We start from the raw sequence: 22,565 nt of genomic DNA, 5'->3' as shown, positions 1-22,565 counted from the left end.
TATACTATATATTCAATATATATGCAATATTATATTATAGAGAATTACCGTGGAAACGGTCTAAACCAGCTCAGTTTTAAAGGTGTCTTCTTTACAAGCTATTTAAAATTATTAATAAACACTATTTTTGTATATTGAAACATGGGATTTTAAGGAATAATAATCAATAAGCATATTGAAAATTAATCCCTTCAGACCTTCGACTCCTAATTATTATACCGATAGCTCATGCAAATAAGACCTTTTCCACATGGAAAAGGTCTTATTTGCATTAATTGTTTATTTAAATGGCAATTGAAGAAGGAACCCCTGTTATATGCCAGTTGACAAGCTCAGTACGATCGATCCACTCGAACGCATCACTCAGGTCTTGTCAACTGAATGGTTTTGATTTCAAAAGGTGTAAAACTGAGTTTTATACGCTGCTCATCTTGCGTTATTGGTTGTAGCTCTTGTTCCATCAGATCTACCAATGCCGCACTGCCAAAGGGAATTTTCACTTGAAGATTTGTCTCAACATTTCTTCCTGATGTTTCATAAAGACGTATAATGATTGAATTGCTGTCTTCTGCTTTTTTCACAGCTTCGATCATCACATAAGGCGAATCCAGCTCATAAAACGAATCACTTGGCGCCTGCTCTCCAACATTTGAATCTATTCTAGTAACTCTAAGCGGAACATTCAACACATAACCTTCTTTGTATATTTGTGCCTGTACGAAATCCCCTTCATGCGGCAGCAAGGAATATACAAATTGATGCTGCGCACGATCACAGACTGGATCTGGATGCGAAGGACTTCGCAATAAATTAATATCAAGCACATTGCCATCAGCTTTAAAGCCATATTTACTATCATTCAACAAGGCAACTCCATAGTCATGCTGCGACAAATCAATCCATTGGTGAGCACAAATTTCATCTTTAGCACTATCCCATGATGTATTGCGATGCGTTTGACGCTTGATATGACCGAATTGGATGTCACAATTGACACTGTTTGTATATACTTGAACCGGGAATGCAGCACGCAGCATTTTATCATTCTCCTGCCAATCGACAAATGTATCAAAGTCCACTCTTTTAGTCTGTGATGTCAAAATAATTTTTTGAACTAGTGTTGATTGACCATAATGATAGGTCTGTTCTAGAATAGCTTGTGGCCCATCAATATAAGCTTTCACATTGATTATTTTCATTTCTACAGCTTTAGTTTGCGCATAGTCTGTTGGGAAGTCCCATGCATCCCCATTATCATGATAGATAGACAGAACATTTGCCCGTTGACCGCCAGCAATTACTTCACGCGCTAATTTTTTATCATAAATCGAACCGATACTGCCATCTTCAAGGAAGCTAACTCTTAGATATTCATTTTCCATTAGGTTAGATTCAACTGTAAGTTCAACTTCTACAGATACTTCTCCCCCTGCTGCCTCTACTACTTGATAGCCCATTGAAGGAACAGTTACATATTTCCAGTTGTCTTGAATATGCACCCACTCGTTTCGTTCCCATGGCAAGGAATTAAAAATCACAGCTGGTTGTCTGAATGATTCTGTGCTAATTCTACTGGCTAATTGCTCATAATGTTGACTGATAAGGGTCTCCACTTGAGATAACAGTACTTCATATCTCACCAGCGATTCATCATAAACACGCGTTATCGAAGAGCCTGGCAGAATATCATGAAATTGATACAACAGCACTTCTTTCCAAATCAGCTCCAACTCATCTGCAGGGTAGGCTCCACCTTGCGATAAATCGAGTGAAGCCGCGAACTCCAGCTCCCTCAAGGCTTTTTCCATTTTACGGTTGTATCTCTTATTCCTCGCTTGACTCGTTAAAGTCCCTTGATGTTTCTCCAGATAAAGCTCACCACGCCAGGTTTTATACCAATCCGCTTGTGAATTTAGTTTTTCAAAAAAATTCAATGCCGGCTCTTGCGTTACTGGGAGCAGCCCTTGTAGATTCTTTTCGCGCTGCAGCCGTTCCAGATGTTCCTCGCCTGGACCACCGCCGCCATCTCCGATGCCAAATACCATTAAACAATGATCGGAGATATTTTTATCCATATAGTCCTTTTCTGCTTTAATGATCGATCTTGGCGCCGCAGGACTATTGTAAGTATCCTCAGGCGGCAAATGCGTCAGTACCCGACTGCCATCTAAGCCTTCCCACATAAAGGTATGGTGCGGATGATCGTTATATACATTCCACGAAAGCTTTTGTGTCATCATGTATGGAACACCCGATAGCTTTAACAATTGGGGCAAACATGCACTATAACCGAATATATCTGGCACCCAGAGTATTTTCATTTCTTGGTTGAATTCTTGCTGAAAGAATCTTTTCCCATACAAAATTTGCCTAACTAACGCTTCGCCACCTGCTATGTTGGAATCCGGCTCTACCCACATAGCCCCTTGTACTTCCCAGCGACCTTCTGCAATGCGGACTTTAATCTGTTCATACAGCTTCGGATAATACTCCTTCATCCATAGATATAGTTGAGGCTGGCTTGCCCCAAAAACATAATCCGGATATTGCTCCATCATCCGTAAAGCCGTGGAGAAAGTCCGCGCACCTTTACGGATTGTTTCACGAATCGGCCATAACCAAGCAAGATCCATATGAGCATGGCCTACAGCACTAATCGAAAGCGACGGATCCCCTCCTCGCTTCTCTAATTCAGGCGCAAGAATCTGTCTTGCCGCCAGAATATTCTCATCTGACATTTCCACAAGTAAAAGCATGACATCATAAAGCTTTTGCTGCACTCGGATTCGCCTTGCAGATTGCTCAGGGAGATGCTCCACCAGCTCAAGCAGCACCTCGTAATCATAATAAAGCTGTCTAGCTTCCTCATTACAAATAGCTATATCCGCTTCCTTCAAAGTCCCACTGCGATAATGGCCGAATAGATCATTACAGCCTGCATCTGCCCATAAATCAATAACTTCGCCACCTAGAGCATTAGGGCTAATATGCACTACTCGCTTACCAGGTAAGCCGAGCACTAAATCAAATTCCGAGTTTATATTCGTTAATCCCTGAACAGGTGTACCCTCTTGATCTACCAAACAAAGCTCACCATTTACATCAATAAGTAGAACAACCTTATTCCCGGCAGCCGATACTGGAACCACACCACTAAAATGAAACCATGCACAATCCCACAGCTCCCCCCATTTATCACCAGGAGTTAGCGCTATTTTCCGGCCACTGCTTCGCTCATTAAATGCAATAGGCTCTCGAGTTACATGAGCCGATACCGCCAATGCTGCCACAGGCACATAAATATGTTTTTGGATCTGACTGAGGCTCTTTTTAAGTCTCTCTAATTTAATTGTTTCGTAAGGCATTAGCTGCACCATCCCTTTTCAAGTTGGAAATTAGTATAAAAGACTAGATTATGTGTTCTTCGTTCTCCAATGGCATAAATATATCATATATATCCGATAATTCAATTATTTTTTTTAGAAATATAGCATTTTATATTTGTTTGTTGCTTCTAAACAAAAAAAAGCGCCTCAGAGTGACCCATAGGCTACAAGGCGGCGCTTTATATTTAAATACACGCTACTTTTTTATCGGTCCTGTCGATTTCCTCACAATCAGCTTAGGCTGCAGAACTATTTTACGATATTTCCCGCTGGCGATTTCATTTTGATTCAATAACTCTAGCAATACCTCTGCTGCTTGTTTGCCAATCTCCACTTCGGATTGAGCGATATGAGTAAAGCTTCCTGATTCATCTATTCCTGAAGATGGGTCATCAAAGGTAAGAATGGATAGATCATTAGGCACATTAAGCTCTAAACGTTGAGCAATAGCAGCAATATGCAGTCCAAGTTTTGCATTTAATGTTATATAAGCTGTAGCCAGTTTATTACGAATATATCTGTATAGAGGATGATTTTCGTCAACACCGATTTTATAATCGACTTTAAATTCAGTTAGAATGAGCGCTGGATTAATCAAAGCGTTTTTCTGCTTTAAAGCTTCCATATATCCGGCGATGCGGCTTTCAACCGTTACCGTAGAGAGTGGGGAATCCGTAACAATCGCAATATTGCGGTGACCTTGATCCCACAGGTATGAAACGGCTAATTGGCTTCCAAGGTAATTATTTGAGCTTACCACATTCGTTTCTACGCCAGGCAAATGACGATCAATCAAGACAAACGGATATTTTTTCATCTTAAGTGTTAGAATTTCCTCATTATAGGACTCCGCATCGATTGGAAAGATAATCAAGCCTGCTGCACCTTTTTGGATGAGCTCAATAATCGCTTCTTTTTCTCTATCCTTATTATCATTCGTCAGTACAATCGCAAAGTAATAGCGACTTTCATCCAAAGTAGATTTAATACCTTGAATCAATCGCAGAGCGAAGTAGTCCTCTAATGACGGAATCAGCAATGCTATCATTTGGCGGCGGTTTGTTGCGGGCGGCTTAATGCTCTCCTCGACTATTGGAGTAGGCTGAAGCTCATTCACTTCTAGCCGATCGTATGATTGGGTAATAGGCTGAGGTATTGACTTACCTTGGACGAAGCTCCCCCTTCCAGGGATGCGATAAATCCATCTATCCTTAGCCAACTGAGTGAGAGCATTAGCAACCGTAATTCGGCTGACATTAAAACGCTCCATCAATTCTTTCTCGGTTGGTATTTTGTCTTCCTCCACTAGAATCCCTGTTGTAATCAGGTGCTTAAAATGCTCCTGAATTTGCATATATAATGGTTGTCGTTCATTATTCATTAGTGTTTACCCCTATTTGTTAGTTATATTATATCAATTATAGCAAACTGATCCAAGTAGTCAAGAGCCAGGTTTAATGAATGGTAAACCCGCTATGATTATTAGAAGCTGAGGGTTATAATTTGTTTAGAGGTTATTATTAATCATTATGGATGGTGCTGAATGTCTCCGAGAATATTACTGATTGAAGACGATCAATCGATAGCCGAAATGGTCAAAGAGCATCTCAAAAAGGATGGCTTTAGTTTGTTGCATGCTGCGAATGGAGAAAAAGCTCTGCAGCTTTTTACTGCGGAAGCCTTTGATTTAATCCTGTTAGATCTAATGCTGTCAGGTCTTGATGGCCTAGAATTCCTAAAAAAAGTACGGGAAAAGAGCTTCATCCCTGTCTTAATCGTCTCTGCTAAAGATAGTGAAATCGACAAGGCCTTGGGCCTTGGTTTTGGAGCAGATGACTATCTGACAAAGCCATACTCCTTAATTGAGCTTTCAGCAAGAATTAAAGCTGCTTTGCGGCGAGCCAATCAATACTCCCAAACGGCGTCTTCAGCTGAGCTTGCTATATTTAAAATCCACCAGCTTATCTTAGATAGTGAGAACATTCGAGTTAGTAAGAATGGCATTGAAATTAAGTTAACTTCAAAAGAACTCCATATTCTAAAGCTGATGATGATGAACCCAAAAAAGGCATTTTCTAAAGAACAAATCTACAGAGCTGTGTGGAACGACAATTACTTTGGGGATGAAAATGCAATAAATGTACATATTAGTCGACTGCGAGAAAAGATTGAGGACGATCCAAGCTCTCCACAGTATATAAAAACGGTTTGGGGAATCGGGTACAAGCTGGGGGAATTCCAAGGATGATGATCGGGCTATTATTGGGAATAATCCTTATTCTTATTATCCTAAACCTCTTTCAATATCGTAAACGCCGATCAAAAAGCCGCGAGCTTAGCTATATTCATCATAAGTTAGCATTAATTTTAAAGGATAACACCACCGAAAACCTGTTGCTTTTTACAAATGATCCAGAGCTGCAGCTCCTGTTAAACGACTTGAATGTTATATTGGAGCATAACAGAGAAATGACAGGAAGCTTTACACGAAAAGAGTCTTCGATAAAAAAAATGCTGGCTAACATGTCTCATGATTTAAAAACACCTTTAACGGTTGTGCTTGGGCTTACAGAAACCATTTCTCATGACCACACCATAACCGATGAAGAAAGAAAACGATTACTGCATAAGGTTCATGATAAAGCTCAAGAAATTCTTAGCTTAATGAACAAATTCTTCGATCTCGCTCGTCTTGAATCTGGAGATAAAGAACTGCCGTTGTCCTTAATAAACCTTAACGAAATTTGCATCAACAATATTCTCTTTTTTCATGAAAGCATTGTCTCTCAGGGCATTGAAGCTGTAGTTGAAATTCCTCAAACCTTACATTTTGCACTTGCAAACGCAGAAGCTCTGGATCGGATCTTAAACAATTTAATTTCAAATTCACTGCGTTATGGCGCTGACGGAAAGGTTATTGGGATAACTCTGCGTTCTGATGCAGACCAGTTGTTTATTGATGTTTGGGATCGTGGAAAGGGAATCAGCGAGCCGCATCATAAATTGATTTTTGAACGCTTATTTACACTCGAAGATTCTCGTAACCACGCTTACCAAGGTAGCGGTCTAGGGCTTACCATCACCAAAAGGCTCGTTGAACTAATAGGAGGCAAAATCCAACTCCAAAGCATTCCTTATGAAAAAACGGTTTTTACAATTGTATTAAGGAAGTTTTAAGTTTTTGTTATTCTGCGAATTCCAAGTTGATCATTCCAGGTCTAAAAAAATTTTTATTGCCTTTCTAACTTTTGCTTTTATTTCTTCTGAATCAATTTGTCCACATCTTCCAATTAACCTATCCTTACTAATAGACCTAATTTGATGAGCCATTGCAATTGAGTCCTTAGACAGCCCTGTTGCAGTGGCATCCAATAAAACTTCAATCGAGTAAACCTTTCTTCCAGGTTTAACAGATGTGAGCGCAACAACTGTCACAACCGGCAAGGAGATGTTGACTTCTTCTGCTGATATAACTATTACCGGGCGTGTTCCTGACTGTTCTGATTCCTTTGTTGGAGTTAAATCCACCCAGTAAATTCCCCATTGGAGTTCTACCATTCGTTTTGCTCCTTATTTAAATCTTCTTCTATAGCATCAAAATCATTTGTACATTCCTTCAAATCACTCATAAATAAAGGATCATTTGCTGCCTTTTTCATCTCATCCTTCAATATTTCTTTTTCAAGTTTTATTGAATATTCTTCTAATGCTTCTTTTACCCCTGCATTTACGGAAGGAATAAGGTTTTGTTGAGCAAAAAACTTGTATCTATCCACTAACTCTGGCGGCAATGTAAAAGTTACATTTTTAGATTTTATTTTCACTTTCCTCACCCTCAATCATATTGTTAATTTATATTGTATAATATTATTGTATATTTTTATATAGGTTTTAATACAGCCTCCGAAAGACTTTCTTAAGATTTGCGAAAGAGTAATGAAAATGTCTTCGTCTATACTAATAAGAGTAAAGTAAATTAATTATTGTTAGTATGGAGGACGCCCTTATGACAACCCCAATCGTACAAATTCGCCATTTAACCAAAAGATTAGGTAATAAAACGATTATCGATAATTTAAGCTTTGAAGTGCCTAGAGGCGAGATCTTCGGATTTCTTGGACCCAATGGAGCGGGAAAAACAACAACTATTCGGATGATGGTTGGGCTGATGAGTATTAGCGAAGGTGAAGTTCTGATAAATGGACACAGCATCAAGCATGAATTTGAAGCAGCAATTGCCCAGATTGGTGCCATTGTTGAAAACCCCGAGATGTACAAGTATCTAACGGGGTATCAGAATCTGCTGCATTTTGCCAGAATGTCTCCAAATGTCTCGAAAGAACGGATTAACGAGGTTATCAAGCTAGTTGCTTTAGGCAATCGAATTCATGATAAAGTAAAAACATATTCCTTAGGGATGCGACAGCGATTAGGTGTTGCCCAAGCTCTCTTGCATAAACCCGCACTTTTAATTCTCGATGAACCAACTAATGGTTTGGACCCTGCAGGTATTCGCGAGCTGCGTGATTATCTCAAAAAACTAACTCAAGAAGACAACATCTCTGTCATTGTATCCAGCCACCTGCTTTCTGAAATGGAGCTGTTGTGTGATCGAGTAGCAATTATTCAACATGGCAAGCTCACAGATGTGCGTTTAGTGAAAGATTATTTAAATGAGAGTGAATTAGTTAAGGTAATCTTCAAGGTTGACCAGCAAGAAGCCGCTCTGCAAATTATTAAAACTAGAACAAACTTCTCAGCAAACGCCATACACAGCCAAATAGAGTTATCGCTAAATTATGATCAAATTGCTGAAGTTAATGCCATATGGGTCCAAAATGGTATAAAAGTTTACAGCATTCAATCCATTGTTCCCACACTCGAAGATACCTTTCTTCAAATGACTGGAAGTGATCCCATTGCTTAACTTACTCCTCAATGAGAATATGAAGATTTATCGCCGGATGCGCACTTGGATTATGATGGCTGTTATTGTAATTCTAACTCTTACGGTACTGCTCATTGGTCATTTCGAAGCCCCTTCACTCTCGGAAGCCGTTATTAGTCGAACTCTGTGGCATGGTATATCTGTCGCAGGAGCCAACTTGATTTTCTTGTGCACCATTTTTACGGTTGTAATTGGAGCAGATAGTGTGGCAGGTGAGTTCAGTAGTGGTACAATTAAATTATTACTGATTCGTCCAGCTTCACGCGCCAAAATCCTCTTGTCCAAATATGTCTCCATGCTGGTATTTGCGATCGTTTTGATTTTAATATTATTGATTAGCGCTTTTCTGATATCTGGCATTCTCGAAGGCTTTAGTTCTATAGCGGATGGCACAGCAGGTCATGTATTAGCCATTTACGGAACCTCTAGCATTGAAATGCTGCTCATTGTGACTCTTGCTTTCATGCTGTCCACTGTTTTCCGCAGCAGCTCGCTTGCTATAGGGATGTCCTTAGGGCTATTATTCATTGGTCCCTTGCTAGTTCTGCTTATCGCCAAATACAGCTGGGCAAAGTACTATCTATTCTCCAATACCTTGACTCAATATGTTAATCATGACCCTTTGATTGATGGCTTGACGCTGAACTTTTCCATTGGAGTTTTGCTAGCTTATTTTATAATATTCAATCTATTGTCTTGGGTTATATTCATAAAAAGAGATGTTGCCGCTTAAATATATCCTTAGTCCAAGGAGACTCCCAGATGAATTATGTTCTTAAAACCAACCAACTAAGCAAGTCCTATAAAGGGCAAGAAGTCATTTCAAATGTGAATATGGAGCTCAAAAAAGGCGAAATTTATGGATTTCTTGGCCCTAACGGAGCAGGTAAGACGACGATAATGCGGATGATAACCAATCTGGTAAAACCAACTAGCGGCAGCATAGAAATTTTTGGTGAGGTCCTAACGCCAGCTTCGTATGAGGTTTTCAAAAGAATGGGCAGCATTATCGAATATCCGATTTTCTATGAGCATTTAACCGCGCAAGCCAATATGGAGCTTCACTTTGCATACATGGGAGCTTATAATATAAAAGCTATTGATGAAGCTTTGGAACTTGTGCAATTAACGAATGTAGATAAAAAAACGGTTGCGAATTTTTCACTTGGAATGAAGCAGCGTCTTGGAATTGCCCGAGCGATTTCTACTCGTCCAGAGCTGCTAATTTTAGATGAGCCTACGAATGGAATGGATCCACTCGGGATTCAACAGCTCCGTGATTTGTTCCAAACTTTATGTAAGGAATATGGTATGACCTTGTTAATTTCCAGTCATATTCTGCAGGAGATTGAACAGCTGGCGGATACGATTGGTATTATTAATCATGGAAAATTAATTGAAGAAGTATCCATGGAATCTGTGCGTGGGCAACAAAGCGAATATATTGAGGTAGTTACAACTAATGGCAAACAAGCTGCATTCATCATCGAGGACAAGCTAGGCTTAATCAATTATAAAGTGATGGATGAGCATACAATTAGAATATACCAATCTGATGTATCCCCTGTAGATCTCTCGAAAATCCTAATCTTAAATGATGTTGGAATTGAAGCTTTGAACAAGAAGAAAACAACCTTAGAGGAGCATTTTCTTAAATTGATTCAGGCGGGTGATGGTGATGTATAAGCTAATAAGATTAGAATTCAAAAAAATCAAAATAGGTGGATGGCTTAGAAACATAGTAATTGCAAATGTGCTTATTGCCTTATGGGTCATCACTAGCATTCCCAATGAAGATATCCAAACAAATGTATTGGCATTCGCAAGTGTCGGCAGTTATGTACGCATCACATTTATTATCTTCTCTGCTGTTTTTATGGCGCGAATAGTAATTGATGAATATCGCAATAAAACGATCTCCGTTTTATTTACTTATCCTATTCGGCGACAAACACTTATAATTGCTAAGTTAATTACGGTCAGCCTGATAACTTTCTGGTTAATTCTCTTATCCAACTTTTTTGCAACTGCGATTTTCTTGCTTTTCGATCATTATCAGCATTACATACCTGAACCATTGACTACAAGAATGCTAATTGATGAAGTTATCCGAATTTTCATTTGGGCAATAGCGTTCACTGGACTGAGTTTAATTCCATTCTTTGTTGGAATGCTGCGCAAATCGATTCCTGCAACGATTGTTACCTCTTTTGTTACCTCAATTGGTTTTAGCGGAGTCAATCTGGACGATAACTGGTTAATGGGCGTGATCTTAGCCGCTGCAATCGTAGGATTTGGAATTCTGACAGCTTACTTTGCCATCCGGAATATTGAACGAATAGACTTATAATTATTCAGAAAAAAGACAAGAGCTGGAGACCAGCCCTTGCCTTTTGTTTTAATATCCAACTTATTGTTGTTTAGCCAAGAATGCATCCCATTGCGTCTGAACTTCTTTATCAATTTTTTCTTGTCCAGCTGCTTTCAATTTAGCGAGAAACTTAGGCAGAATGTCCTTAGGATCCACTGAACCTGTTTCAAGTGCAGTAGCAAACTCATCTTTAGCTGCTTGTGTATTAGCCGTTTCCGCCTTATAAGTATCGCCATTAGCTGAGAATCCATAAGACTTAGTAACCAAAGCACTATCGTTTAATTTAACTGTTCTATCCCATACATCTGGTGATTGAGTACCTTTCAAGAAAGCATTGAATTGATTACCGAATACCCAGTCAACATTTGGCGCATAACCAGAATCCTTGATTTGTTCGATATACTTCTCATCTTTTTGCGTGTAGTGCTTATCTTTAATTCCGTAGCAGATCAAATTGTAAAGATATTTGTCTGTGTTAAGCAAATTGATAAACATCAAAGCACGTTCAGGATTTTTTGATTTCTTGTTAACAATTTGCATCGCGCTTGCAATCCCTGTGAAGTAAGATTCGGAAATGGGCACGTAGATAACTTCGTTATTTCCGTTAATGTTCATTTCATCGGCTTCTCCGCCTGGCTTCGAAGTAAATTCAATCCCTACAGCAACATTGCCTTTCTTTTTCAAATCATTAATATTCTTCACGATTGCAGCATCTTCATTAATGTATCCAGCTTTATACCAATTGTGAAGAGTAGCATAATAGTCCGCTTTATTGGCATAATCTTCTGTATAGGTAATCGACTTAAATGTTGGATCATCTTTTTTGTAATAGATCGCAGAACCATCTGTTCCTAAGATATTAGGATCTGTGAAGAATCCATTGGAGTTTTGTGCAAGACCTAATGGGATAATTCCTTTTTCATTTTCTTTCAATGTTTTTAAGAAAGGTTCAAGATCTTTATAAGTTTTGATCGTAGTTACGTCTAGCTTATATTTATCGACGAAGCGCTTTTGAATAACAAGGCTTTTTGTTTTTGCAGCTACCTGATAAACTGGGAACCCATAAACCTTGCCATCATTAGCCTTCATATCCGGCCAGAATTTATCCGGAATGTTTTTGCGAGCTTCTGGTGCATATTTAGCAATCATATCATCTGTCAATTCCAAGAATGCACCTTTATCAACATTACCTTGATAACCAAGCAACCAATATTTAGACGCCCATGCCACATCGAATTCTTCGCCAGCAGCCATGTTCGTATTCATTCTTGGATCGTATTCATCAAAAGTAAGCGGCTTCAAATCAACGGTAGCATTGATTTTTTCTTTCAGGTATTTATTTATTTCATCATTAACCAGCTGTTGATCTGGTCCTGGTGGATTACTCGGATAGTAGAAAGTCAATTTAACTTCTTTTAGTGCATCAGCCGTTGGGGCCGGCTCTGCTGATGCTTCTTCAGGTGCTGATGTTGGAGCAACAGTTGGCGCTGCTGTTCCTGCAGCCGCTGATTCAGTCGGTTTCTCTGCTGCTTTCGAACACGCTGCCATTACCGCAAAACATAGAACAAAGATCATTAACTTAAGTACCATTGACTTTTTAGTATTAATCATTTAAAGACACCTCCGCTTTTATTATATAACTTTATATACTGCATTGTCGTACAAATCTGCCAAACCCAGTTCAACTCCTTTCCAGACAGTTTGTACAAGCAAAGTACATACCTTGTTTATTACCCTTTTAATGATCCAACTGTAATGCCCTTGACAAAATATTTCTGAAAGAAAGGAAAGATAAGCAGCATAGGTCCACCAGCCATAATGGCCATTGCCATCCGCACAGATAACGATGGAAATTCACTATATTCCAGTTTGCTCGCTGCTTCGGCCAAAGGTGAGTTAGCTAAAAATTCACTTTGGTTGATGATACGAACAAGCAGCAATTGCAGCGGTATAAATTTATCCTTACTGATAAACAACAAAGCGTTATACCAATCATTCCAATAACCAAATGAAATGAAGAGCCCTAATGTTGCAAGAGCAGGAACTGCAAGCGGCATAATGATTCGGAAGAAAATTCGTATTTCCTTGGCTCCATCCACTTTAGCCGATTCGATAATTTCCATGGATATTTTATCCATAAAGCCCTTCATAATTAGAATGTTAAACGGACTCATCAGCAATGGAATAATTAAAGCCAACAACGAGTCTTTTAAATGTAGGTACTTGGTCATCAAAATGTAGAACGGGATTAATCCTCCGTTGAACAATAGGGTGAAAAAGATAATAAAAGTAATAATACGGTTATACCTGAAATCTTTGCGTGAAATCGGGTAAGCCATCATCGAAACCAGCAGTAGAGATATCACAGTTCCAACGACAGTAATTAATATCGTTACTCCATAACCCCTGAGTAGAACCTCTGGTTTAGCAAGCACAATCCGATAAGCTTCCAAGCTAAATTCTTTCGGGATAAAACGATAACCAAAATCTGTTAAGCTAGCTTCCGTACTGATAGAAACAGCGATTAGCAGGACAAATGGCATAGCCATCAATATACAAATTACTATAAAAAAACCATTAATGAACCAATTGTTGTTTTTTACATTCCCCATATAGGTTCCTCCATTAAAACAAAGCGTTCTCTTTATTTACTTTACGCACTAGAAAATTAGCAGAAACAATCGTAACTAAACCAACAACGGATTGTAGAAAGCCAACTGCTGTTGCGGAATCAATATTCCCGTTTTTGGACAACGCTCTGTATACATAAGTATCAATGATATCCGTCGTCGGAAAATTCAAACCCACTTTATTAGGTACAAAATAATGCAAGCCAAAGTCTCCACGGAAGATATTACCGAGACCAAGAATGAAGAGAATAATGACTAATGGCTTTATTAATGGCAAGGTAATATGAACCATCATTTGAATCCGTGAAGCTCCATCCAACCTAGCAGCTTCATAATAATCACTGCTGATTCCAATAATCCCTGCATAATAAATTAATGTTGAGAACCCTACACTTTTCCAAATCGCAACAACCGGGAGAATGAATAACCAAGGAGTTGTTTCAAAGTACCATTTGTGTGGTTCCAATCCAATTGTCTTGAGTATGGCATTCAGAAATCCATTCGTATGATCCAGATAAGCGCTGGTAATATAGCCAACCAATACCATAGAAATAAAGAAGGGCAAGAACATCGTTGTCTGATATATCTTGACCATTCGTCCTGTAAGCTCATTAAGCAGAAGGGCGAAGAGCAAAGCCACGGCTGTTCCGATAATAATATAAACACAGTTATAGAGCAGTGTATTACGTATGATTCTGGTGGCGTCATGGGATTTAAATAGAAATTCGAAATTATCAAATCCTACCCATTTACTGCCGAGTATACCTAGATCATACCTATACCTCTTAAACGCTAGAATCAAGCCGATCATCGGTAGATACCCAATAACTAGAATGAATAGCAAGCCAGGAGATGCAATCGACAACAGTTCCCTGTTTTTAATCAGATGCATAACCTCTTGGCCGAACCACCGTTTTTTGGCGGGTGGGGTTTTACCCATTGTGACCTCCTCCTTTCTGATTCCGATCATGCCATGTTTCACCGATTGCTGAATAGAATACGATTTTCGAAATAGTGCACTCCTTGGATGTAACATGTTCGAATTTGTGCATTTTCTTCGTAATAATACAAAAAAACACCTCATTTATGCAGAATTGAGGTGTTTTTAGCGGAATCTTTATATTCAAAGTTACTTAGAACATTGATTTTTTCATGCGATACTCTTTAGGTGTACTGCCGTATTTTGCTTTGAACAACCGGAAAAAGTAGCTGGGATTCGCGTAACCGCATTTATCCATGATCTCAAGCACTGTATAATTATCTTTTTCTAAATACATTTTCACATGGTTTAAGCGAACATCGTTAATATACTCTGTGATTGAAATTCTATAACTGTCTTTGAATAAGGTGCCAATATAAGCGGATGAAAGCTTGACGTTTAAAGCGATTGATTGCTGGCTTAAATTGATATCTGCGTATTTTTGCTCAATTAGTTCTTTAATCGTTTCAAGGATCATCTCGTTGCGTTCCATTTTCGCTGGCTTCTGCCCTTCGCATATTTGGGAGCAAACAGACAGCAGTGAGAAGAACATTTCCTCAAGCGTCTCTTTCTCCTGCGGAATTAAATGGATATAGTCGATGTCATCTGCGAATTGGACAATGCGATTATTCTTAATATCCAGGGCTGTGTTCTTAATCAGCCAAGCTAGATTGGATATTTCGCGAACGATATCCTCATAACGGAAATTCGCGAGCAACGAGAATGCCTTCTCCAGCTCGGTTCCTGCTTCCGTCATTTGTCCTTTTTTAAGCGCTTCAGCCAATTTCTTTTCGATTGTCTCAGGTATGCTTGTTTGGGTATTGGCTACGTTTTCTTTAATTTCATCGGATGTAATAACTGACTTATTGCCTTTAATTATTTTGTATAGACTAAGTTGGAGTGCTTGTGTATAGCCAGATGAGATATAAGAGAATTGTGAGATCGTATCACTGATGCCACAGGAAAGATTCAGGCTGTAATAGCGCTCAATGGTATCTTGAATTTCACAAATTAATGGAACTATCGATTCAAATGTAATATCTTCATCACTTTCGCTCTTAGAAACGATTAACACCACATGATCACCACGTACTTCAACAGCCTCGCAAGGATACCTCTTCGCCATTATTTCCTGTGCAATATTTACTATAGCAAAGCTGTAAAGCTTCTTGGATGAGCTTGTTGTATTACGGTCATAAGCCGCATAATAATCAATCTTCAGTACACAGACTTTAATTTGCTCTCTAATAGATATATTCAAATCATGTTTTTCTATTAAACTTAGCATGTCATTATGGGAGAACATTTGACTGTCGGTTAAGAATTTACGAATGTAATATTTATTAACTATCTGTTCAGAACTGATTTCTTGGAGCTTACTCGATAGCTTCATGTAATTCTCGCTCATCATTTGCAGCTCATCCCCGGTTTTAAACCCGCTTTGTCTATCATCCGAGGTATGCAGTCGAATGCGTTTCAGCATATTCTCAATAGGATGATAGAGCTGATAGGAAAGCCATATGGATAAACCAATGGAGAAGATCAGGAACACACCGGCTATTATAATAGATGTGATTCGAGTTCGAGTGACTTGCTCCATTAGCTTGTCATAGGATTGAATATAGAAAATTGATAAATTGCGATTATCATTTTCCATATAGGACACCATGCTTTTTTTGCCCGCGATCTTCACTATCACAAAACCAGATTGTTGATTAGTTGCCAATTTATCGTCATTGACTACTTGTTTAATATAGCTTTGATCCTGTTTGCTGGTCTCCGCTTTATTATGATTAGCAGAATAGAGCTGACCGTCCTCAGCTACAATGAATATTTCGCCTTGCTCGCGGCTGCTTACTACATTCATTTTCTTTAAGCTATCGAAAACCCAATCCGATTTAATATAGAGGACAATTGCCGATTCTTTATGCGAAAAAGGCTTTAGTGTCTTCGTAACAATAAAAGCAAACGCATCTATTTGTCCCTCATCATGCTCTAAGCTAACTGGGATAAGTCGTGAAGTAGGACGATCATCCGTTGAATTAATCAACCAATTGCGTATCTTTTGTTTAGTTACGCCACCATCAAGCATAAACGCACTTGTTGTACCATATAGTTCATCCTGTTTAAAATTGTAAATGACCATGGAGTGCAAGAAGGATGAGCTATCCAATACTTTGGACATTTCCTGATAGCTGCGAATAAAATCCATCTTAGGCAAATCTGTATCGAACATTAATGGGACCAGTTGATTGTCATTATAAACGAAGTTCGACAAGTGAGTAATGATCTCATTCATATAAGAAAGGTTATACTGAATTTGGGTGAGCACCTTGAGATTGGACTCCTCTTGATTGCTCTTCACAGATTTCTCTAAAATATAAGTATTAGCCACAGATAATGCCAACAAAACAATAACCATAGAGAGCATGATTGAAAACATGACTCGCTGCAAATATTTTTTTGATTTATAAAACCCAAATACCTTCACTGTTACATGCCTCCTTAACAATCCATCCTTTATAAGTATACTTTTCTGCATTATAACATCTGAATTCTATCTCTGATATATGTGGCACATTAAAAGTTAGGCGCTTTCTTTTATAATATATAGATTCGAATTAAATAATAGCTGTTATTGCTGTAAATTACATGGAATCCAATATTGTACAGTTTTTTTGCAGTCCAGAGTTTGGCATAGTGGAGTTGCAAACATAATCTGATCCACAAAGGAGTTGATGCGGATTTATAATAAAACAGCCCGATTATTCGGGTAAATAAAGAATGGGAGTGTTGTTCACCACGATTGAATAATCATGCGGAGCAAGAAACCAATCTGCAAGCAATTTAAAAAACGAAATGGAGATGAATGATGAATGTTGAAGAAAAAAACTAAAAAGACTTTGCGCACGCGTTTATTTGTGATGATTTTTACGCTTTCTTTGTTGTTGCCTATTCTCCCGCTCCCAGGTGTTCAAGCCGCATCTACCCTTAATGTGACTTCCTATGGAGCAAACGGAGGGGATACCAATGACGATTTAACAGCAATTAATAGCGCAGTTACAGCTGCTGTATCAGGTGATACGGTTTTATTCCCATCAGGCACCTATTATATCTCTGGCAGTATTATCGGTAAATCAGGGATAAAGTTTAAAGGTGATGCCACGGCTACTGCAATTATTAAAGCTGGCCCTGCCTTTTCCGGCCATATGTTTAATGTCAGCAATACGACCGGCGAAGAAATATTCCAGCTCACTATTGATGGAAACAACAATCCTAACGTTGTAACCGCGATCTTGTCTGATGGTGGAGGCAGCCATAATTTCCACCATAATATCATCAAAAATTTAAATGCAACAACTGGATTCGCTCCATTCGGCATTATGATCTCCAACTCAAACGATAACATCGTTACAGATAACAACTTTTACGAGATGGGAGTAGGTTCAATTTGGGGAGCTGGGATTCGTGCAGGCTGGAACTCCAATAGAACCAAGATATTACGCAACAATGTAGACGGGTCTGGGCGCGGAGCCATCTTCGCTAATGATGGCTGCGAAGACATTACCGTCTCGAATAATACCGCTGTTCGCTCAGGATTAGCCGAGCATGGACTATCCATCGAGCTCCATACAAACTGTAACAGAGCTATTGTGGAAGACAATCATGTCGATCATTGGCTGAGTGTCGTGCGTTCTTCCTATGATGCTGTCCGTCGTAATTTTATTGGTACAAACGATGGTACAGTTCAAGGCATGGGACTTGAAGTAATGGCCGCACATACCATTACAACGGATAACACTGTTGATAATGGCCAACAGGTTGGTATGCAGCAATCCTCAGGCAGCAGCTACCAATATTGGGGCTATAATACGGTTCAAAATATGGTGATGTGGGGGATGCAGCTCCAAGGTGAAGGTGCTGAAGCGCCTCAGCAGTATCAGTATTTCTATAAAAACACCTTTAAGAATACTCAACGCAACAATCCTAAAGCCGCATATCCGGGTTACGACGGTAATGCGATTCGGATTCATGGCAATTCCGTCAACATGACTTTTGACAGCAATACCATTATTAACAATGGAAACAAAGCCATTGAGATTACGCCATCCGGTGGAACAGATCGTCTCAGCTTTATTAATAATACGATAACTGGCAACGCAGCTCAGTCTATTGATCAATATCCAGCCAGTGCAGCCAGTTTGGAATGGAGCGGCAATACAGTTAGCGGGAATGGAACCAATACACAGCTGACTTCCCGCGGATTCAGCGACACGAAGCCGACTGCTAACTTTACAGGGCCAACCACTGTTTCATTGGGATCATCGGTTACCTTCACTAACACATCTACAGCAGGAACGGGTACAATCGCAGAAAATTTATGGGATCTTGGTGAAGGCATCCCGGTTACCTCAAACAATGTAACCTACACTTATCAGAAAGCAGGAACATACCGTGTCACGCTTGTCGTTTGGAACACTAATGCCCGAGCGAGCATTAAGGAGCAAATCGTCATTGTTAGCTCAGGTCCACCAGACACAATAGTGCCATCGACACCTAGCAGTCTAACATCACCATCCAAAACAGAAACATCTGTGAATTTAACTTGGAATGCATCAACAGATAACATCGGCGTTACTGGATACAACATTTACAAGAATGGCACAATAGCAGGTTCGACCAATGGTGCAACTACATTTACGGTTGGTGGTTTAGTCGGTAATACGGCATATGCCTTCACTGTAAAAGCAACGGATGCCAGCGGCAATCTATCCGCTGCCAGCAGCACATTGAATGTCACAACAAATCCACCAGATACAACAGCTCCATCTGCACCAACAGGCCTCACATCACCAAGTAAAACGGATACAACCATTGATTTGTCATGGACGGCTTCGACCGATAATGTGACTGTTAACGGGTATGAAGTCTACAAAAATGGTGTTCTAGCAGGCACAACTCTTGGAGATAATGGAACCTCCTTCAAGGTTACAGGTTTAACAGCCAATACGGCTTATACCTTCACTGTTAAAGCAAAAGACGTTGCGGGCAACACTTCAGCAGCCAGCAGTTCATTAAACGTCACAACTTTAACAGTCCTCTCGATTACTTATCTCAGTGACTTAACCTGGGTTTCGGCAACTGCAGGCTGGGCGAGCGTCCGTAAGGATCTAAGCTCTGACCAGAATCCGATTCGCTTGGATGGTGTAACTTACTCCAAAGGATTAGGCACTCATGCAGCTTCAGAAATCATCTATAATTTGAATGGCGCCTATAGCCGATTTGTTTCCGCAGTCGGAATTGACGATGAGGTGACTCATGCAAGTGCATCCGTTGTCTTCCAGGTTTTCATGGATGGAGATAAGGTATATGACAGCGGATTAATGACTGCAGCTTCTGCTACCAAAACCTTTGACCTCAGTGTAGCCAATGTAAATCAATTGAAGCTTGTTGTGACTGATGGAGGCATTAATGGTGCGGACTATGACCATTCAGATTGGGCTGGTGCCAAATTAACACCGTCAACAGGCGCAGATGCCACGGCTCCTACTGCTCCTACAAGTTTAACGTCTCCTTCAAAAACCAGCAGTACTGTCAATTTGTCTTGGACGGCTTCCACAGATAATGTTGCAGTAACAGGCTATGATATTTATAAAGCTGGCGTTCTCGCAGGCTCGACAACAGATGCTACTGTATTTACAGTAACTGGGTTAGCAGCAAGCACAGCCTACAGCTTTACGGTTAAAGCTAGGGATGCAGCAGGCAATGTTTCATCTGCCAGTAGTGCATTAAGCGTAACTACAAATGCAAATTCCGGAGATACCACAGCTCCAACTGCTCCAACGAATTTGATTTCACCTGCGAATTCCGACACTACTGTAAACCTGTCGTGGACAGCATCCACTGACGCTGTTGGAGTTACGGGATACAACATCTACAAAGGTGGAGTCATGATCGGGTCGACAACTGGCGCTACTACCTTTGCAGTTAGTGGCCTGACAGCTAATACAGCATACAGCTTCACGGTAAAAGCTAAAGATGCTGCAGGCAATATTTCATCAGCCAGCAGTGCTTTGAGCATTACTACAAATGGGACTGCAAGCTGGGTTTACTGCGCTGGAGAGAATAATCAATGCAGCTTCACTGGCACGAAAAATGTCCGTTATGGAGCTAACGGCTCCTATGTATTCGGCACTTACACCAATGGAGTTATGTGCAGTAATAATGCACTTGGTGATCCAGCACCGGGATACTACAAAACATGTGATGTCAGTGATTCAGGCGGAACTGGAGATACACAGGCACCAACCGTGCCAACCAGCTTGAGCTCACCATCCAAAACGACCTCATCCGTTAATTTAAGCTGGACCGCTTCGACGGATAATGTTGGTGTAGCCGGTTATGACATTTACCAAGGCAGTTCGTTAGCAGGTTCAGCTACCGGAACAACTTTTGTAGCAACAGGCTTAACAGCCAATACAGCCTACAGCTTCACAGTAAAAGCCAAAGATGCGGCTGGCAATATATCAGCTGCAAGCAGCGCATTAAGTGTAACAACAAACTCAGGTGCGGATTCAACGGCTCCTTCAACACCAACAGGCTTGGCATCACCATCCAAAACATCGACTACGGTAAATCTAACATGGACGGCTTCTACCGATAACGTCGGTGTCACCAGCTATGAGATTTACAAAGGCGGAGTTTTACATGGCTCAGCAATAGGAGCAACATCTTACACTGTAACAGGATTAACAGCCAGTACGGCATACAGCTTTACAGTAAAAGCCAAGGATGCAGCTAATAATCTCTCAGCAGCTAGCACTGCATTAAGCGTAACCACCAATGCAGCCGGCGGAACAGGCAGTATTACTCGTGATTACTGGACTGGAATAACGGGAGATACCATTGCCAGTATCCCAGTCGGAACCACTCCAACCGGAACAACTAGCTTAACCAGCTTAAAAGCACCTTCTAATTTTGGTGATAATTACGGAACACGCATCCGTGGTTACATCGTTCCATCCACAACGGGCACTTACACCTTCTCTGTTGCTGGTGATAATGCTTGTGAATTATGGATCAGTACTACCAGTTCTCCGGCCAACAAAGTCTTAGTTGGGTATATTATAGACTACACACCCGAAGATAACTGGAGCACTTACTCTTATCAAACCTCTGGCAATATCAGCATGGTTGCTGGCCAAAGCTATTATATTGAAGTTTTACAGAAAGAATCATCTGGCGGAGATCATCTCTCCGTAGGTTGGACTGGACCAGGAATTGGCACAAGAGTTGTTGTGCCTGGCTCAAACATTGCTCCTTTCTAAAGTGACTTTCAAGTAACAGATTAAGCCCCAATAGTTCTCTTTGGTGGACACCTAGTGTCTTAACCAATGAGCATTATTGGGGCTTTTTTATTAGCTTCATTTCTTAGCGTTACAGCCCGATTGTAAATCCTTCAAATACAAATTGCATACTAAATTGTCATTGCACCAAATCCGCCATCTATGCGGAGAAATGTACCTGTGACAAAGCTGCTCGCTTGCTCAGAGGCAAGGAATACCGCTGCGCCTTGCAGCTCTTTAGCTTCACCGAATCGTCCCATTGGCGTATGCCCGATAATAGACTGTATGCGTTCTGGCGAGAGAATTTTGCGGTTTTGCTCAGCTGGGAAAAAGCCAGGGATAATGGCATTGACCCGAATCCGATGGGGCGCAAATTCGCGTGCTAGAAATTGGGTTACATTATTAACAGCTGCTTTGGAGGCCGAATAAGTGAATACACGTGATAGAGGTGGACCAGAGGAAACCGAAGAAATATTAATAATGCTGCCGCCTTGACCCTGATCAATCATTTGCTTCGCAAAAATCTGACAGGCAAGCACCACACCTTTTAAATTCACATCCATGATAGAATCCCATTCTTCCATTTCTATATCAAAGAAAGGCGTCGCACTATTCATCCCCGGGCAGTTCATTAGAATGTCTACTTGCCCAGTCCATGCAAGGACTTCTGTGAGTACCGCCTGCAAATCGGCTTTTTTCGTGGCATCGGCATAAAAAGATTTAGCTTGCCCACCCAACTCACTTATTCTCGCGCAGACTTCCTCACATTTATCCATATTGCGTCCTACAATAGCGACCTGAGCCCCTTGTGCTGCAATGGCTTCAGCCATTGTGCCTCCAAGCGTGCTATTTCCTCCGATAATCACAGCGGTTTTCCCCGTCAAATCAAACAAATTCATTATACT

General features: G+C 40.3%; 16 protein-coding genes. 7 read left to right on the top strand and 9 right to left on the bottom strand.

The genetic code is table 11. The annotated features are described in order from the left end of the window. Positions 1-359: 359 nt before the first annotated feature. Both EHS13_RS10680 and EHS13_RS10675 read right to left on the bottom strand, forming a co-directional pair. Positions 360-3,365: an alpha-mannosidase gene (locus EHS13_RS10680; protein ID WP_155700323.1), complete on the bottom strand. Its 3,006-nt coding sequence runs from the start codon at positions 3,363-3,365 to the stop codon at positions 360-362. A 217-nt stretch (positions 3,366-3,582) separates the two neighbouring features. Further along, complete coding sequence (locus EHS13_RS10675) at positions 3,583-4,767, bottom strand: GntR family transcriptional regulator (RefSeq protein WP_155700322.1); 1,185 nt, start codon at positions 4,765-4,767, stop codon at positions 3,583-3,585. Positions 4,768-4,929: 162 nt separating this feature from the next. Between EHS13_RS10675 and EHS13_RS10670 the strand changes: the two genes are divergently transcribed. Both EHS13_RS10670 and EHS13_RS10665 read left to right on the top strand, forming a co-directional pair. After that, positions 4,930-5,634 carry a response regulator transcription factor gene (locus EHS13_RS10670; RefSeq protein WP_155700321.1) on the top strand — a complete coding sequence of 235 codons (705 nt, stop codon included), beginning with the start codon at positions 4,930-4,932 and terminating at the stop codon, positions 5,632-5,634. Next, complete coding sequence (locus EHS13_RS10665; RefSeq protein WP_155705298.1) at positions 5,634-6,563, top strand: sensor histidine kinase; 930 nt, start codon at positions 5,634-5,636, stop codon at positions 6,561-6,563. The genes EHS13_RS10670 and EHS13_RS10665 overlap by 1 nt, the downstream gene beginning before the upstream one ends. Before the next feature lie 30 nt (positions 6,564-6,593). On the opposite strand, the gene EHS13_RS10660 is transcribed toward EHS13_RS10665, so the two are convergent. Further along, positions 6,594-6,944, bottom strand: coding sequence for a type II toxin-antitoxin system PemK/MazF family toxin (locus EHS13_RS10660; RefSeq protein ID WP_155700320.1), 351 nt, complete (start codon positions 6,942-6,944; stop codon positions 6,594-6,596). Next, a complete protein-coding gene (locus EHS13_RS10655) occupies positions 6,938-7,210 on the bottom strand; it encodes a hypothetical protein (RefSeq protein ID WP_155700319.1) in 273 nt (90 codons plus the stop codon). Before EHS13_RS10655 ends, EHS13_RS10660 begins: the two co-directional genes overlap by 7 nt. 167 nt (positions 7,211-7,377) lie before the next feature. Here EHS13_RS10655 and EHS13_RS10650 point away from each other — a divergent pair, with 167 nt between their 5' ends. Genes EHS13_RS10650 through EHS13_RS10635 form a run of 4 tightly spaced genes read left to right on the top strand, consistent with a single transcriptional unit; the run spans position 7,378 to position 10,684 of the window. Continuing rightward, positions 7,378-8,313 carry an ABC transporter ATP-binding protein gene (locus tag EHS13_RS10650; RefSeq protein WP_405083556.1) on the top strand — a complete coding sequence of 312 codons (936 nt, stop codon included), beginning with the start codon at positions 7,378-7,380 and terminating at the stop codon, positions 8,311-8,313. Then, positions 8,297-9,067, top strand: a complete 771-nt coding sequence (locus EHS13_RS10645) for an ABC transporter permease (RefSeq protein WP_227013882.1) — start codon at positions 8,297-8,299, stop codon at positions 9,065-9,067. The genes EHS13_RS10650 and EHS13_RS10645 overlap by 17 nt, the downstream gene beginning before the upstream one ends. Positions 9,068-9,096: 29 nt before the next feature. Continuing rightward, positions 9,097-10,020: an ABC transporter ATP-binding protein gene (locus tag EHS13_RS10640; RefSeq protein ID WP_155700316.1), complete on the top strand. Its 924-nt coding sequence runs from the start codon at positions 9,097-9,099 to the stop codon at positions 10,018-10,020. Further along, a complete protein-coding gene (locus EHS13_RS10635; RefSeq protein ID WP_162463058.1) occupies positions 10,013-10,684 on the top strand; it encodes an ABC transporter permease in 672 nt (223 codons plus the stop codon). Before EHS13_RS10640 ends, EHS13_RS10635 begins: the two co-directional genes overlap by 8 nt. 60 nt (positions 10,685-10,744) lie before the next feature. On the opposite strand, the gene EHS13_RS10630 is transcribed toward EHS13_RS10635, so the two are convergent. The 4 genes from EHS13_RS10630 to EHS13_RS10615 all read right to left on the bottom strand — a co-directional run bounded on the left by EHS13_RS10630 (position 10,745) and on the right by EHS13_RS10615 (position 16,805). Further along, positions 10,745-12,316, bottom strand: a complete 1,572-nt coding sequence (locus EHS13_RS10630) for an ABC transporter substrate-binding protein (RefSeq protein WP_155700314.1) — start codon at positions 12,314-12,316, stop codon at positions 10,745-10,747. Positions 12,317-12,435: 119 nt separating this feature from the next. Beyond that, positions 12,436-13,317: a carbohydrate ABC transporter permease gene (locus tag EHS13_RS10625; protein WP_155700313.1), complete on the bottom strand. Its 882-nt coding sequence runs from the start codon at positions 13,315-13,317 to the stop codon at positions 12,436-12,438. A 13-nt stretch (positions 13,318-13,330) separates the two neighbouring features. Continuing rightward, a complete protein-coding gene (locus tag EHS13_RS10620) occupies positions 13,331-14,275 on the bottom strand; it encodes an ABC transporter permease subunit (protein WP_193571491.1) in 945 nt (314 codons plus the stop codon). A gap of 193 nt (positions 14,276-14,468) precedes the next feature. Next, entirely contained in the window at positions 14,469-16,805 is a 2,337-nt protein-coding gene (locus EHS13_RS10615) for a helix-turn-helix transcriptional regulator (protein ID WP_162463057.1), read from the bottom strand. 385 nt (positions 16,806-17,190) lie between these two features. On the opposite strand from EHS13_RS10615, the gene EHS13_RS36735 reads away from it, so the two are divergent. After that, positions 17,191-21,642 carry a fibronectin type III domain-containing protein gene (locus EHS13_RS36735; protein WP_227013881.1) on the top strand — a complete coding sequence of 1,484 codons (4,452 nt, stop codon included), beginning with the start codon at positions 17,191-17,193 and terminating at the stop codon, positions 21,640-21,642. A 149-nt stretch (positions 21,643-21,791) separates the two neighbouring features. Here EHS13_RS36735 and EHS13_RS10580 read toward each other — a convergent pair whose 3' ends face one another. Continuing rightward, positions 21,792-22,559, bottom strand: a complete 768-nt coding sequence (locus EHS13_RS10580) for an SDR family oxidoreductase (protein WP_155700310.1) — start codon at positions 22,557-22,559, stop codon at positions 21,792-21,794. Positions 22,560-22,565 lie beyond the last annotated feature (6 nt).

This window comes from Paenibacillus psychroresistens (genome assembly GCF_009728935.1).
Taxonomy (GTDB): domain Bacteria; phylum Bacillota; class Bacilli; order Paenibacillales; family NBRC-103111; genus Paenibacillus_AC; species Paenibacillus_AC psychroresistens.
This window is presented reverse-complemented; position numbering and strand designations above follow the sequence as displayed.

What these genes read in the sequence shown, in the direction of transcription:
- EHS13_RS10625 (WP_155700313.1), bottom strand. Translation starts at nt 13,317, where the DNA reads ATGGGGAATGTAAAAAACAACAATTGGTTCATTAATGGTTTTTTTATA.
- EHS13_RS10635 (WP_162463058.1), top strand. Translation starts at nt 10,013, where the DNA reads ATGTATAAGCTAATAAGATTAGAATTCAAAAAAATCAAAATAGGTGGA.
- EHS13_RS10650 (WP_405083556.1), top strand. Translation starts at nt 7,378, where the DNA reads ATGGAGGACGCCCTTATGACAACCCCAATCGTACAAATTCGCCATTTA.
- EHS13_RS10580 (WP_155700310.1), bottom strand. Translation starts at nt 22,559, where the DNA reads ATGAATTTGTTTGATTTGACGGGGAAAACCGCTGTGATTATCGGAGGA.
- EHS13_RS10640 (WP_155700316.1), top strand. Translation starts at nt 9,097, where the DNA reads ATGAATTATGTTCTTAAAACCAACCAACTAAGCAAGTCCTATAAAGGG.
- EHS13_RS10620 (WP_193571491.1), bottom strand. Translation starts at nt 14,275, where the DNA reads ATGGGTAAAACCCCACCCGCCAAAAAACGGTGGTTCGGCCAAGAGGTT.
- EHS13_RS10660 (WP_155700320.1), bottom strand. Translation starts at nt 6,944, where the DNA reads ATGGTAGAACTCCAATGGGGAATTTACTGGGTGGATTTAACTCCAACA.
- EHS13_RS10680 (WP_155700323.1), bottom strand. Translation starts at nt 3,365, where the DNA reads ATGCCTTACGAAACAATTAAATTAGAGAGACTTAAAAAGAGCCTCAGT.
- EHS13_RS10665 (WP_155705298.1), top strand. Translation starts at nt 5,634, where the DNA reads ATGATCGGGCTATTATTGGGAATAATCCTTATTCTTATTATCCTAAAC.
- EHS13_RS10670 (WP_155700321.1), top strand. Translation starts at nt 4,930, where the DNA reads ATGTCTCCGAGAATATTACTGATTGAAGACGATCAATCGATAGCCGAA.
- EHS13_RS36735 (WP_227013881.1), top strand. Translation starts at nt 17,191, where the DNA reads ATGTTGAAGAAAAAAACTAAAAAGACTTTGCGCACGCGTTTATTTGTG.
- EHS13_RS10630 (WP_155700314.1), bottom strand. Translation starts at nt 12,316, where the DNA reads ATGATTAATACTAAAAAGTCAATGGTACTTAAGTTAATGATCTTTGTT.
- EHS13_RS10675 (WP_155700322.1), bottom strand. Translation starts at nt 4,767, where the DNA reads ATGAATAATGAACGACAACCATTATATATGCAAATTCAGGAGCATTTT.